Raw genomic sequence first — 13,182 nt, 5'->3', positions numbered from 1 at the left:
ATTTCCTATATTTTGTTGATTATGAACGCGCCAGCATTAATTCAATGCGTGAGCCAACACGTTGTGCTTGGTCAGCTAGCACGCCAACCCATTCAATAATTTTATATAAGAACATCACATCAATTGGGTTATAACGGCTTTCGATGGTGTAAAGCATTTTACGCAGTTTTATCTGCATTTGGTCGGTATCATCTTCAATGGCATCGAGTTCTTGAATCATATCGTTAACTAATTTTAGTTCACGGCCTTTAAAACCGGTTTCTAAAAGTTGATCCATTTCTTCGATTACTCGATGAGCTTGATGAATGGCATCTAAACTACGTTTTACATAATGTAAGAATTCTTCCTGCATTTCTTCAGGAATACCAAATTGGCGACCAATCATACGGCCTGCAATATCTTTAGCAAAATTTGCTAACTTATCTTGTTGCGTGACTAATTCTAAGAGATCAGTACGATCGATAGGTAAGAATAAACCACGTGGCAATTTTAAACGAATCTCACGTTTCAAGCTATCCGCTTCACGTTCACGCTGAGAGATTTCTAAGCGTTTTTCTTCCGCTTTTTCCCAATCCTTTGAGAAGGTGGTTTCAAAAAAAGGAATTAAAAGATCGCTACATTCAGTGACTTTTTCCGAATGCTTTTGCAATGGTTTTAAAGGCGAATGGGCAAATAATCCGAGAATATTATTCATTGCCATAAGTGATTTACTCCATAAGGGGTTAAAAATTCGTGCGCATATTACCCGATTTTTGTTGATATTTAAAATTTTTCAAAAAAATTTGTAAGAAAAAAGGTTTATCTCCGACTAATAGAATAACTGGGAAACATGTCCTAGCATAATGAACTAAATAATTTCATAAAATAGATAATCAACAAGAGGAAAAAGATGAAAGATTGTAAGATACAAAGTATCAGCAGCGGCGTGAGTTTATTGATTTTACGCTTTTTTCTTGCATGGGAGTTTTTAGAGGCAGGGTTAGAAAAATGGAATGGTCAAAATTGGTTTACTGAAATACAAGATCGTTTTCCTTTTCCGTTTAATCTTATTCCTGCTGATATTAATTGGCTCGTTGCAATGGGGTCGGAATTAATTCTCCCTTTCTTGCTAATATTCGGGGTATTAACTCGTTTTAGTGCATTAGGTTTAACGATTTTAATCTCTGTTGCGTGGTATAGTATTCATGCTGATTCAGGTTATAACGTTTGTGATAATGGTTATAAATTACCTTTAATTTATGTGGTAACTTTATTAATCTTAATTACGCAGGGAGCAGGGAAACTCTCTTTAGACACGCTTATTAAGAAGGTTTATCCAACTAAAAGCTGGTTAAAATTCCTCTAACTATATATTCAATATCAAACTCTAGGAGATTCAAATGAAAAAATTATCCACTTTAGCCGCATTAGCAGGAGCATTAACGATGACAGTAGCTACTGTTGCACATGGTGAGTCAAAATCAAGCAGTATGGATAAAGCTGCAACACCTTGTGTAGGTGATAAATGTGTGAAAACAAAAGCTGCAGAAGGTAAATGCGGAGAAGGCAAATGTGGTGCAAACGAAACGAAAGCCGCAGAAGGTAAATGCGGTGCGAGCAAACCAAAAGCTGCAGAAGGTAAATGTGGTGAAGGTAAATGCGGCTCTAAATAATCGTATTTTAATCTAGATGCCATACATAACACTGGTGTAAATTTACACCAGTGTTGTATTAAAAGGAGTAAATAATTATGTTACAAGGTGCAGGATTAGGGTATCGTCGAGATTTAGCGGATGATTTTTTGAATTTATCATCAAATAATGCGATTCAGTTTATGGAAGTTGCTCCAGAAAATTGGGTAAAAATGGGAGGAGCTGCTCGTTATAAATTTGATCAAGCCGCTGAAAGATATCCACTTGCGGTACACGGACTATCACTTTCATTAGGTGGGCAAGCACCACTTGATCGCGAGTTATTAAAAAATACTAAAGCATTAATGACTCAATATAATTCGACATTTTTTTCTGAACATTTGAGTTATTGTGAATGTGAAGGGCATTTATATGATTTATTACCTATGCCATTTACAGAAGAAGCTGTAAAACATGTAGCACAGAGAATCCGATATGTGCAAGATTTTTTAGGATTACAAATTTCATTAGAAAACACCTCTTATTATTTACATTCTCCCACCAGCACAATGAATGAAGTAGAATTTTTAAATGCTATTGCACAAGAAGCGGATTGTGGTATTCATTTAGATGTGAATAATATTTATGTAAATGGCGTCAATCACGGTTTACTTGATCCTTATGTTTTTTTAGATCAAGTAGATGTGAAACGTGTCAATTACATTCATATTGCAGGACATGATGAAGAACATTCTGCGGCACAAGTTGTGGAGGATTTAGAAGGAGAATCATTTAATAAAATAAAAGGGGCATATCGCCATTTACCAGAATTATTAATTGATACGCACGGTGAGGCAGTAAAAGGTACTGTGTGGGATTTATTAGAATATGCCTATCAACGACTACCTGTCATTCCGCCAACATTATTAGAGCGTGATTTCAATTTCCCTCCATTTGCAGAACTTTATGCTGAAGTTGAACATATTGCACAACTACAGCAAAAATATGCTCAAAAAGAGGTAATATCCTATGCAGCCTAAACCTTCGCTTATTGAAACACAAAAAGCACTTGCTACAGCAGTTCGATTGGCTCATGCTCAACCTTTAAATGGTTATGCTCCGAATCGCATCGCTGTTTATGCTCGCTTAGTTCGAAATAACATCTTTGGTTTTATTGACCGCTGTTTTGTTGAAGCACCTAAACACGTTTCTGCTGAGAGTTGGTCTCAGACAAAAGAAACGTTTGTATTAACAGGAAAATCACATTCGCCTTATTTTCAAGATATTGCAGGAGAATTTCTTTTATTTTGTCAAGAAAAAGAGAGTTTTGACGCCAATATACTGGCATTGATGGATTTTGAAAATACACAATTACTTGCAGAAGTTTCTTTAGCAAAAGTACCTGAAAAATTTGAGTGGGATAAGCATAGCGTAATGCAGTTATCTGATGCAGCTTATTTAAAAAGCTATGAAGTCGATTTTTTATCAAGCGATTTTAAACAATTTGATGAAAACCCTATGCAAGCTGTTATATGGCGGGATAGCGATTTTAATATTCTGCAACAACGCTTATCTGAACTTGACTTTTGGCTATTAACTTATATACAAGAACAACCTTCGTCTTTAGAAGAGGTATTATCTGCCTTAAATACTGTAGTTGAAGATAGCACCCCCTTAATTCCATTATTGGAAAACACTTGGGTTAATTGGATTAATGCTGAAGTGCTTTATCCGAAAGAGGGATAAATTTTGTATAGAAAAACTAACAAAATGTTAGATAGGTGAAAAAGATGACTTTTTCACCTAATTTTTTCTTGGTTAGTATTTTCCATATATTATCCAAATCTTTTTAATATAGATTTGAGAACAGTTCGAATCATATTCTCCGCTAAAATGAAATCTTTCAGTTATAAATCTAAAAATTTGATTTACAATTTATTCAATTTCATATAATGAAAATTTGTCACATAATTTTTGAATAACCTTTCATTTATAATTTCCTATATTTTAATTATAGGAAAATACTTCACAATAAATATAAATTCATTTATAGCTATTTAATATGTAAAGTAAAACACCACAAAAATCTTGATTTATTTCTATTGTATTGTATATTCAAACAGTTAATTTGAGTAAGGAATATTATGCTACAAGAAATTGAATTAAAATTGGCGATTTCGCCACAAATCAGTATTGAATTGCCACAATATCTTGCAAAATTTACGATTTTAGATCATCAAGATTTATTTTTGAGCAATACTTATTATGACTATCCTGATCATTTTCTTGCTAAACAAAAGATGGGATTACGTATTCGTCAAGAAGATCAGGAACTTACATTAACGCTTAAAACTAATGGCGAAGTTGTTGGTGGATTACATAGTCGCCCAGAATATAATTTACCATTAACAGAAAAAGAAACGCCAACTAATGCCCAATTAAGAGAGCTTTATCCTTTTGAACAATTACCTAGTTCTACACTACAACCTATTTTCTCCACAGATTTTAACCGCACTTTTTGGTTAGTTGAATTTCAACAATCCAAAATTGAAGTGGCGTTCGATCAAGGCAAAATTATTTCAGGAGTATCTGAGCAACCTATTTGTGAAATTGAGTTTGAATTGAAATCTGGCAATGTGCAGGATCTTTTTGATTTTGTGGAAACTTTGCCTTTCGAAAGAGATATTTATTTTAGTAGCGCAAGTAAAGCGAAGCGTGGTTATTTACTAGGTTCAAAACAATTTTTAACAGATTGGTTAAATAAATGGCGTGATTTCTTAAAAGAAGAACGAGAAGAAAGTGCGGTAGATTTTGGTGCAAAATTTAATTCCGTGTTGAAAATGGAACAGAAACTTTTGGAAGAAACCTTATCCTTTTCTCCCGCACTTTTTAGCCAAGATTTTATGAAAACAGTGGAGCGAGTTGGGGCATTTTTTAATCTTTATCATTATTATGATGAAAATGGAAAAATCCTAGATGCAGTGGCAACAGAGAAACAAAAAGAAACGCTCTTATCAGCTTTGTTAGAACGCAATCAGAAAATTTTTGCTGAAATCCGTGATTTGATTCGTTTTCATAGTGAAACGAAAGACAATGAAAAAACTATTGAAAAATTGACCGCACTTTTGAAAAGTCGAGTTTATTTTGAGCGAATGATCAAATTAATGAGATTTTCAGCGTAATGCGAATCAACCGTGCAAATGGGTAAGCTATACTTCTAGGCATTATGTAAGCTCGCCCTGAATAATATAATGATATTTAGCCGTAGGTATATGAATACTAGGTTAAAGGATGATAAGGATAAAAAATGGCTAAAGCCTCGAAAACAGCTTATGTATGTAACGATTGTGGTGCGGAGTTTTCTCGTTGGCAAGGGCAATGCTCGGCTTGTAAAGCGTGGAATACAATTACGGAAGTGCGGTTAATTTCCATAGCAAAATCAAAAAACGATCGTTTTAGTGGCTACGCAGGTGAAACTCAGGCAAAAATTCAAACGCTCTCTGAAATTAGTTTGCAAGAAACTCCTCGTTTTTCCAGTGGCTTTAATGAATTAGATCGCGTACTGGGTGGAGGGATTGTACCGGGCAGTGCGATTTTAATTGGTGGACATCCTGGTGCAGGGAAAAGTACCTTGTTATTACAAGTCATGTGCGGTTTAGCGAAAAACATGACCGCACTTTATGTAACGGGAGAGGAATCATTACAACAGGTTGCGATGCGTGCAAGTCGATTGGGATTGCCAAACGATCAATTAAAAATGTTGTCAGAAACCTCTGTGGAACAGATTTGTAACTTAGCGGATCAATTAAAACCTCAAATTATAGTGGTGGATTCGATCCAAGTAATGCATTTGGCGGATATTCAATCATCACCGGGAAGTGTAGCTCAAGTGCGTGAATGTGCTTCTTTCCTTACTCGTTATGCGAAAACTCGCCAAGTCGCCATTATTATGGTGGGGCATGTAACGAAAGACGGAACACTTGCCGGGCCAAAAGTGTTAGAGCATGCCATTGACTGTTCATTACTATTAGAAGGCGAAGCCGATTCTCGCTATCGTACCTTGCGTAGTCACAAAAACCGTTTTGGCGCGGTGAATGAATTAGGCGTATTTGGTATGACTGAGCAAGGTCTGCGAGAAGTAAAAAATCCATCAGCAATCTTTTTAAGTCGAGGTGATGAAATTACATCGGGCAGCTCCGTTATGGTACTTTGGGAAGGCACTCGCCCTCTTTTAGTGGAAATTCAAGCCTTGGTGGATCATTCAATGTTAGCTAATCCTCGTCGTGTTGCGGTGGGATTAGAGCAAAATCGCTTAGCACTATTATTGGCGGTGTTACACCGACATGGTGGCTTACAAATGGCTGATCAAGATGTCTTTGTAAATGTCGTTGGTGGTGTAAAAGTGAGTGAAACAAGTGCGGATTTGGCTTTGTTGCTTGCATTAATTTCTAGTTTCCGTAATCGCCCCTTGCCACAAGATTTAGTGATCTTTGGTGAAGTTGGATTAGCGGGAGAAATTCGTCCTGTGCCAAGTGGGCAAGAGCGTATTAGTGAAGCGGCAAAGCATGGTTTTAAACGTGCTATTGTTCCTTTTGGTAACAAGCCGAAAAGTGCGGTCGAAAATATGCAAGTTTTTACGGTGAAGAAACTTTCCGATGCGCTAGCTGTATTGGATAATTTCTAAATAATTCCATTAGAGATAATTAATAGTCTCAATTGAAATGAATTATCTAATTCCGTTGTACTGAAAACATTAGCAAAATTTGTTAAAATAAACATACTTTTTATTCAAAGAAAAATAAGAAAATGGAAAAAAAACTGAATAAAGCGCTGGATGCGATTGATAGAAAAATTCTTAATGAATTACAACGCAACGGTAAAATTTCTAATATTGATTTGTCGAAAAAAGTAGGGCTTTCACCCACGCCTTGTTTAGAACGTGTGAAACGTTTAGAAAAACAAGGCGTAATTATGGGATATCGCGCGTTGTTGAATCCTGAATTATTGGAAGCGCCTTTGCTTGTGATCGTGGAAATTACGTTAGTTCGTGGAAAACCTGATGTATTTGAGGAATTTAATGCTGCGATTCAAGAGTTGGAAGAAATTCAAGAATGCCATTTAGTATCGGGCGATTTTGACTATTTATTAAAAACTCGTGTTGCCGACATGGCTGAATACCGAAAATTGCTGGGGACGACATTATTGCGTTTACCTGGTGTAAATGACACTCGCACTTATGTTGTGATGGAAGAAGTAAAACAAACCAATTTCCTTGTATTGAAATAATATGATTAGACAAATAACAGAACGATTTACGCCAAGACAGTATTTAGCTGAACTTTTGCTTGGATTGACCGCACTTTTCGGGCTTTATTTAATTATTGCTTGGTCAAGTTATACTCCGCTTGATAATTCTTGGGCAACGGCAGGTGCGCATGGTGAAACAATTAATAAAGTTGGCGCATTTGGTGCGTGGATTATCGATCTTTCTTTTGTTTTCTTAGGCTATGTCGCCCATGTTATTCCTTTTGCAGTTTTTTTTGTACCTGTCTATTTATTGAAAACAAGAGCAGTTAAAAATCTTTCCTGTACTCGAATTATTTTACGTAGTTTTGGCTTTACTATGTTGATTATTGGGCTTTGTGTGATGAGTATGTTGCTTTTATCAAGCAATGCCTTTTATTTAAGTGGTGGAGTAGTAGGCGGTTCACTTGTTGTAAATTGGCTTTATCCAGCATTAGGTAAATTCGGAGCTATTTTAATTGGTTTTACATTTGCTTTAATTGGTTTTATTTTTTGCTCTGGAGCCTCATTAATTAGATTGATTGTGGCCTTTTATCATTGGTTGACAATGAAAAATGAGCAGGAAGAACGTGTTGAGCAAGAAATGTCAACGGAAGAATTAGAGCAAATCGTGATTGTAAAATCCGATAGTTCAGAAACAGAAAATCTAGATCAAAATAATCTTAATGTAGAACCAAATAGTGAGATTGAAACTCAAAAATCGTCTTTAGAGGCAGAAGACAACTCAGTTGAGCAACCTTCGCATTTAATTAATATTCATGGTTTAAATTCAGAGGTTTCTATTAAATCAGAATATGAAGTTTCTCCTGAAGAGAGTGTAAAACCTCAGTTTTCTCTTGAGTTTGAATCTGAATCATTACCTAGCGTGAATTTGTCGAGTGATTCGCATGGACAAACAGTAAGTAAAAATGATTTTGTTCCAGTTTGGAATAAGTCGGTTAAACCTACTGTTCAAGATGATGAATCAATTTATGAAAGTGCGGATGATTTTACTAAAGTTTCTTTGCTTACACATGATGAAATGCCAACAGTTTCATTAAAACCGACTCATGAATCCTTGAATACTGAAATGGCGGATAATAATTTTAATGTTCAGGCTGATGAAAAAGTACGCCTGGGTGATGATGAATTAAAATTTAATGTATCCTTACAGGATGATATAAGGGATGTTCAATTAGACAAAAATCAAGAGGAATCACCTAATTATAAAGGTTATAGCGGTAGCTTGATTCATCCTGCATTCCAACAGCAAACAACTAAACGTGAAAAGCCTAGTACGCCGTTGCCAAGTTTAGATTTATTATCAAAACATCCTGCAGTGGAACAAAATATTACGCAAGAAGAAGTTTTTGAAACATCCCAACGTATTGAACAACAATTACGTAATTTTAATGTGAAAGCGACTGTAAAAGATGTGCTTGTTGGCCCTGTTGTTACTCGCTATGAATTAGAATTACAACCTGGGGTAAAAGCGTCAAAAGTAACGAGTATTGATACTGATTTGGCGCGTGCATTAATGTTCCGCTCAATTCGTGTGGCAGAGGCTATTCCTGGCAAGCCTTATATTGGTATTGAAACACCTAATCTTCATCGTCAAATGGTGCCATTACGTGATGTGTTAGATAGCAGCGAATTCCGTGATACTCATGCCACTTTGCCAATGGCTTTAGGTAAAGATATTAGCGGAAAGGCAGTGATTGTTGATTTAGCGAAAATGCCACATTTGTTGGTGGCAGGATCAACGGGATCAGGTAAGTCTGTTGGCGTGAATACGATGATCTTAAGTTTACTTTATCGTGTTCAACCAGAAGATGTGAAATTCATCATGATCGATCCTAAAGTTGTTGAACTTTCAGTTTATAATGATATTCCGCACTTGCTAACGCCTGTTGTAACAGATATGAAAAAAGCCGCTAATGCATTGCGTTGGTGTGTAGATGAAATGGAACGCCGTTATCAGTTGCTTTCTGCTCTACGTGTCCGCAATATTGAAGGCTTCAACGAAAAAATTGATGAATACGAAGCGATGGGAATGCCAGTGCCGAATCCAATTTGGCGACCTGGTGATACAATGGATGCAATGCCACCCGCATTGAAAAAATTGAGTTATATTGTGGTTATTGTCGATGAATTTGCTGATTTAATGATGGTAGCAGGTAAGCAAATTGAAGAACTCATTGCTCGCTTGGCACAAAAAGCGCGAGCTATCGGTATCCATTTAATTCTAGCCACACAACGTCCTTCTGTCGATGTGATTACAGGTTTAATTAAAGCGAATATCCCAAGTCGTATTGCCTTTACTGTTGCAAGTAAAATTGACTCACGCACTATTCTTGATCAAGGTGGCGCAGAAGCTCTTTTAGGCCGTGGTGATATGCTTTATTCGGGGCAAGGTTCATCGGATTTGGTGCGTGTTCATGGTGCCTTTATGAGTGATGATGAAGTTATTCGTATTGCGGATGATTGGCGCGCACGTGGTAAACCTGATTATATTGATGGTATTTTAGAAAGTGCTGACGATGAGGAAGGTACAGAAAAAGGAATATCAAGTGGTGGGGAATTAGATCCACTCTTTGATGAAGTAATGGATTTTGTTATTAATACCGGTACAACTTCAGTATCTTCTATTCAACGTAAATTCAGCGTGGGTTTTAACCGAGCAGCGCGTATTATGGATCAAATGGAAGAACAAGGGATTGTCAGCCCAATGCAAAATGGTAAGCGTGAGATTTTATCGCGTCGTCCAGACTACTAATTTAAAAGGAAAGTAAAATGAAAAAAACAGCGTTAAAATTTGCCGCACTTGCCTTACTTGGTTTGAGTAATTTGGCATTGGCTGATGCGGCAAGTGAATTGCAAATGCGTTTAGCCAAAGTCGATGTGTTAAGCGCTGAATTTGTGCAAACAGTGACATCTGGAAGTGGCAAAAATGTTCAACAAGGAAGTGGCAAACTTCAAATTAAACGCCCAAATTTATTCCGTATGGATACTAAAACCCCTCAAGAAACCCAGATTATTTCTGATGGTAAAACCTTATGGTTCTACGATCCATTTGTGCAACAAGTAACAGCACAATGGGTTAAAGATGCGGTGAATAATACACCTTTCGTTTTGCTTACAAGTAACGATAAAAGCCATTGGGATCAGTATTCGGTTATGCAACAAGTGGATACTTTCGTATTGAAACCCAAATCTTCAAAAAGTAATATCAAGCAATTTGATATTCGCGTCGATGTCAATGGCGTATTAAGAAATTTCAGTACGACCGAGAAAGATGGGCAAACCAATCTTTATGTTTTACGTAATATTACGAATCAAACCTTGTCTGATAGCTTGTTCCAATTCAAGCCAGAAAAAGCCGTTGAAGTTGATGACCAACGTAAAAAATAACAAATGATTATTTTAAACAAGGGCGTAGAAATACGCCCTTCAATTTTGTGAGAAATAAAAATGTCTAACCTCAATTTTGATTTTGCCGAAAATGATTTCCGTCCACTGGCAGCCAAGATGCGTCCAACGAGTCTAGAGCAGTATTTTGGGCAAACTCATCTTATTGGTGAAGGTAAGCCGCTGCGTAAAGCTATTCAAGCTGGACATATTCATTCTATGATTTTTTGGGGGCCTCCAGGTACGGGAAAAACAACGCTCGCAGAAATTATAGCGCAACGCATTAATGCAGAAGTTGAGCGAATTTCTGCGGTGACGAGTGGCATCAAAGAAATTCGTGAAGCCATTGATCGTGCAAAACAAAATCGTCTTGCAGATCGTAAAACTATCTTATTTGTGGATGAAGTCCATCGTTTTAATAAAAGTCAGCAAGATGCATTTTTACCGCACATTGAAGACGGAACCGTTATTTTCATTGGGTCGACAACAGAAAATCCATCTTTTGAGCTAAATAATGCGTTGCTCTCTCGTGCTCGAGTTTATGTGCTGAAATCACTCACAACGGCTGAAATTGAACAAGTTTTGCAGCAAGCTGTAGAAGATCCTGAACGTGGATTGGGTAAAGAGCGGTTAATTTTAGAAGAGAATTTACTGCAAGTGCTTGCCGAATATGTTAATGGAGACGCGCGATTAGCCTTGAATTGCCTCGAATTAATGGTGGATATGGCAGATGAAACGGAAAATGGAAAGAAAATTGACCGCACTTTATTAAAAGAAGTCTTAGGCGAACGCCAAGCGAGATTTGATAAACAAGGTGATCGCTTCTATGATTTAATTTCTGCGTTACATAAATCTGTTCGCGGTTCTGCACCAGATGCTGCATTGTATTGGTATGCACGAATTTTAACAGCAGGGGGAGACCCTTTATATGTCGCGCGCCGATTACTTGCTATTGCTTCAGAAGATGTGGGAAATGCAGATCCTCGCGCCATGCAAGTTGCATTGGCCGCATGGGATTGCTTTACTCGAGTGGGGGCTTATGAAGGGGAGCGAGCCATTGCCCAAGCCATTATCTATCTTGCGGTAGCGCCAAAAAGTAATGCCGTTTATACCGCATTTAACACTGCGAAACAGCAAGCGAAAGATTTGCCAGATTACGATGTTCCACCACATTTACGCAATGCGCCGACTAATTTAATGAAAGAGCTTGGCTATGGTGCTGAATATCGTTATGCTCATGATGAACCTAACGCTTATGCGGCAGGTGAAAATTATTTCCCGTCTGAATTAAAAGATACTCAATATTATTTTCCGACAAATAGAGGTATGGAAATTCAGATTAAGGAAAAACTAGAACGATTACGCGAGCAAGATAAAAGTGCGGTGAAAAAGCGGTATAAATAAATTTGAGTTAGTATTATTTTAAATTATCTGTATAATTATAATGCTTTTATTACATAGAATATGTAAAAATAAAGGCGACTAATTTATTATTTTAATTTTATATGAAAGATAGGAGATTCTTATGAAAAAACTAACTTTGCTGCGAGTTTAGTGTTAGGGCTAAGCATAGCCATAGGGGCATCAGCAAATGATGGAACAGTTACTTTTACTGGTAAAATTGTTGATCAAACTTGTCAGGTTGAGACGGATAGTAAAAATTTAACAGTTAAACTGCCAACCATTTCTAAATCAGCATTACCTTCAGTTGGAAGTGTTGCAGGACGAACTGCTTTTGATATAAAAGTTAGAGGATGTGCAGCAAATAAAGCTGATGCAAGTAAGGTGGCAGCTTATTTTTTACCTAATGCACAGTATGTTGATGAAACATCGCATAATTTGTTGAATAAAGCTACAGGCCCTAACGTTGATAAAGTACAAATCCAATTACTTCAACATAGTGTAACTGGAATTATTCCAGTAGGTGAAAATATTGGTCTACAATACCCCGATAACTCAAATGATTATGTTACTATCGGAGCAAATGGAGATGTTTCTTTAAGATATTATGCACAATACTATGCGGCTAAGGCTGGTGTAGAGCCTACAGATGTAACAGCGAAAGTTGAATACGATATTGTTTATAAATAATAGAAGAAATAGGCTATAGAATTCCCTGTTCTTAGCCTATTTTTGAATAAGATATAGGTTAATAAAATAATGTTCAAAAAAACTTTCTTTCTACTGGGGATCATGCCGTTTTTTTCTTATGCTAATGTTGTTATCACAGGTACTAGAGTTATTTATCCAGCAGATCAAAAAAGTATTAGTGTTCAATTGACTAATGTCGGAAATGAGCCATCTTTGGTACAGTCTTGGCTAGATAAAGGTAATATTAGTAGTAATCCAAATACGGAATCTGTTCCTTTTATTATTGCCCCTCCAGTCACTCGTGTAGAGGCAAACGCTGGGCAGACATTGCGTATAAACTTTACTAATACAGAGTCCTTAGCTCAGGATAGAGAATCTCTTTTCTATTTTAATTTGCTTGATATTCCGCCAAAACCAAGCGATAGCGACTTACAAAACAACCCAAATTATTTACAACTTGCTATTAGAAGTCGTTTAAAATTTTTTTACCGTCCAAGTGGATTGAAAATTACGCCATCTGACGCTTATAAACAGGTTAAGTGGAAAATTCAATCTAATGGGATAAATATTGATAATCAGAGCCCATACTATATTACTTATAATCATTTTCAAATAGGTGGGCAAACAGTTCATCCTAAAGAGATGATCCCTCCTTTCTCTCAGCATTTGTTTGAGGCTAAAGGCATAAAACCAGGTTCAACAGTAAAATGGAGTGTAGTAAACGATTATGGCGGCGATGAAACTGGCGAATCTCCACTACAATAAAATAAATAATTATAAATGCATGGTA

The 13,182-nt window shown here is 36.7% G+C and carries 13 protein-coding genes; 12 read left to right on the top strand and 1 reads right to left on the bottom strand.

Annotated elements, in window-relative coordinates; genetic code table 11:
* Nucleotides 1-19: 19 nt before the first annotated feature.
* On the bottom strand, nt 20-700 hold the full coding sequence (locus AAX18_RS07760) for a TIGR00153 family protein (protein ID WP_005638079.1): 681 nt from the start codon (nt 698-700) through the stop codon (nt 20-22).
* A gap of 189 nt (nt 701-889) precedes the next feature.
* Between AAX18_RS07760 and AAX18_RS07755 the strand changes: the two genes are divergently transcribed.
* The 12 genes from AAX18_RS07755 to AAX18_RS07700 all read left to right on the top strand — a co-directional run bounded on the left by AAX18_RS07755 (nt 890) and on the right by AAX18_RS07700 (nt 13,157).
* Nucleotides 890-1,345, top strand: coding sequence for an HvfX family Cu-binding RiPP maturation protein (locus AAX18_RS07755; protein WP_005625698.1), 456 nt, complete (start codon nt 890-892; stop codon nt 1,343-1,345).
* A gap of 34 nt (nt 1,346-1,379) precedes the next feature.
* On the top strand, nt 1,380-1,652 hold the full coding sequence (gene hvfA, locus AAX18_RS07750; RefSeq protein WP_005625700.1) for an oxazolone/thioamide-modified RiPP metallophore HvfA: 273 nt from the start codon (nt 1,380-1,382) through the stop codon (nt 1,650-1,652).
* Between the two features lie 77 nt (nt 1,653-1,729).
* A complete protein-coding gene (locus AAX18_RS07745) occupies nt 1,730-2,650 on the top strand; it encodes an HvfB family MNIO-type RiPP peptide maturase (RefSeq protein WP_046953480.1) in 921 nt (306 codons plus the stop codon).
* Nucleotides 2,640-3,356, top strand: a complete 717-nt coding sequence (locus AAX18_RS07740; RefSeq protein WP_046953479.1) for an HvfC family RiPP maturation protein — start codon at nt 2,640-2,642, stop codon at nt 3,354-3,356. The genes AAX18_RS07745 and AAX18_RS07740 overlap by 11 nt, the downstream gene beginning before the upstream one ends.
* Nucleotides 3,357-3,754: 398 nt before the next feature.
* Entirely contained in the window at nt 3,755-4,792 is a 1,038-nt protein-coding gene (locus AAX18_RS07735; protein ID WP_046953478.1) for a CYTH domain-containing protein, read from the top strand.
* Between the two features lie 125 nt (nt 4,793-4,917).
* Complete coding sequence (gene radA / locus AAX18_RS07730; protein WP_005626006.1) at nt 4,918-6,294, top strand: DNA repair protein RadA; 1,377 nt, start codon at nt 4,918-4,920, stop codon at nt 6,292-6,294.
* 122 nt (nt 6,295-6,416) lie between these two features.
* Nucleotides 6,417-6,896, top strand: coding sequence for a leucine-responsive transcriptional regulator Lrp (gene lrp, locus AAX18_RS07725; RefSeq protein ID WP_005626005.1), 480 nt, complete (start codon nt 6,417-6,419; stop codon nt 6,894-6,896).
* Nucleotide 6,897: 1 nt separating this feature from the next.
* Nucleotides 6,898-9,669 (top strand): DNA translocase FtsK, encoded by a 2,772-nt coding sequence (locus tag AAX18_RS07720; RefSeq protein ID WP_046953477.1) that lies wholly within the window; start codon nt 6,898-6,900, stop codon nt 9,667-9,669.
* 17 nt (nt 9,670-9,686) lie between these two features.
* Nucleotides 9,687-10,304 (top strand): outer membrane lipoprotein chaperone LolA, encoded by a 618-nt coding sequence (gene lolA, locus AAX18_RS07715; RefSeq protein ID WP_046953476.1) that lies wholly within the window; start codon nt 9,687-9,689, stop codon nt 10,302-10,304.
* A 60-nt stretch (nt 10,305-10,364) separates the two neighbouring features.
* Nucleotides 10,365-11,705 (top strand): replication-associated recombination protein A, encoded by a 1,341-nt coding sequence (locus AAX18_RS07710; RefSeq protein ID WP_046953475.1) that lies wholly within the window; start codon nt 10,365-10,367, stop codon nt 11,703-11,705.
* A gap of 150 nt (nt 11,706-11,855) precedes the next feature.
* A complete protein-coding gene (locus AAX18_RS07705) occupies nt 11,856-12,392 on the top strand; it encodes a fimbrial protein (protein WP_046953474.1) in 537 nt (178 codons plus the stop codon).
* Nucleotides 12,393-12,461: 69 nt separating this feature from the next.
* Complete coding sequence (locus tag AAX18_RS07700) at nt 12,462-13,157, top strand: fimbrial biogenesis chaperone (protein ID WP_046953473.1); 696 nt, start codon at nt 12,462-12,464, stop codon at nt 13,155-13,157.
* The last annotated feature ends 25 nt before the right edge of the window (nt 13,158-13,182 follow it).

This window comes from Haemophilus haemolyticus (assembly GCF_001008205.1).
Classification (GTDB): domain Bacteria; phylum Pseudomonadota; class Gammaproteobacteria; order Enterobacterales; family Pasteurellaceae; genus Haemophilus; species Haemophilus haemolyticus_Q.
The sequence above is the reverse complement of the archived record's forward strand: the minus strand, read 5'-3'. Positions and strand labels throughout refer to the sequence as shown.

Coding starts and splice junctions, on each gene's coding strand:
- AAX18_RS07760 (WP_005638079.1), bottom strand. CDS start 700: ATGGCAATGAATAATATTCTCGGATTATTTGCCCATTCGCCTTTAAAA.
- AAX18_RS07755 (WP_005625698.1), top strand. CDS start 890: ATGAAAGATTGTAAGATACAAAGTATCAGCAGCGGCGTGAGTTTATTG.
- hvfA (WP_005625700.1), top strand. CDS start 1,380: ATGAAAAAATTATCCACTTTAGCCGCATTAGCAGGAGCATTAACGATG.
- AAX18_RS07745 (WP_046953480.1), top strand. CDS start 1,730: ATGTTACAAGGTGCAGGATTAGGGTATCGTCGAGATTTAGCGGATGAT.
- AAX18_RS07740 (WP_046953479.1), top strand. CDS start 2,640: ATGCAGCCTAAACCTTCGCTTATTGAAACACAAAAAGCACTTGCTACA.
- AAX18_RS07735 (WP_046953478.1), top strand. CDS start 3,755: ATGCTACAAGAAATTGAATTAAAATTGGCGATTTCGCCACAAATCAGT.
- radA (WP_005626006.1), top strand. CDS start 4,918: ATGGCTAAAGCCTCGAAAACAGCTTATGTATGTAACGATTGTGGTGCG.
- lrp (WP_005626005.1), top strand. CDS start 6,417: ATGGAAAAAAAACTGAATAAAGCGCTGGATGCGATTGATAGAAAAATT.
- AAX18_RS07720 (WP_046953477.1), top strand. CDS start 6,898: ATGATTAGACAAATAACAGAACGATTTACGCCAAGACAGTATTTAGCT.
- lolA (WP_046953476.1), top strand. CDS start 9,687: ATGAAAAAAACAGCGTTAAAATTTGCCGCACTTGCCTTACTTGGTTTG.
- AAX18_RS07710 (WP_046953475.1), top strand. CDS start 10,365: ATGTCTAACCTCAATTTTGATTTTGCCGAAAATGATTTCCGTCCACTG.
- AAX18_RS07700 (WP_046953473.1), top strand. CDS start 12,462: ATGTTCAAAAAAACTTTCTTTCTACTGGGGATCATGCCGTTTTTTTCT.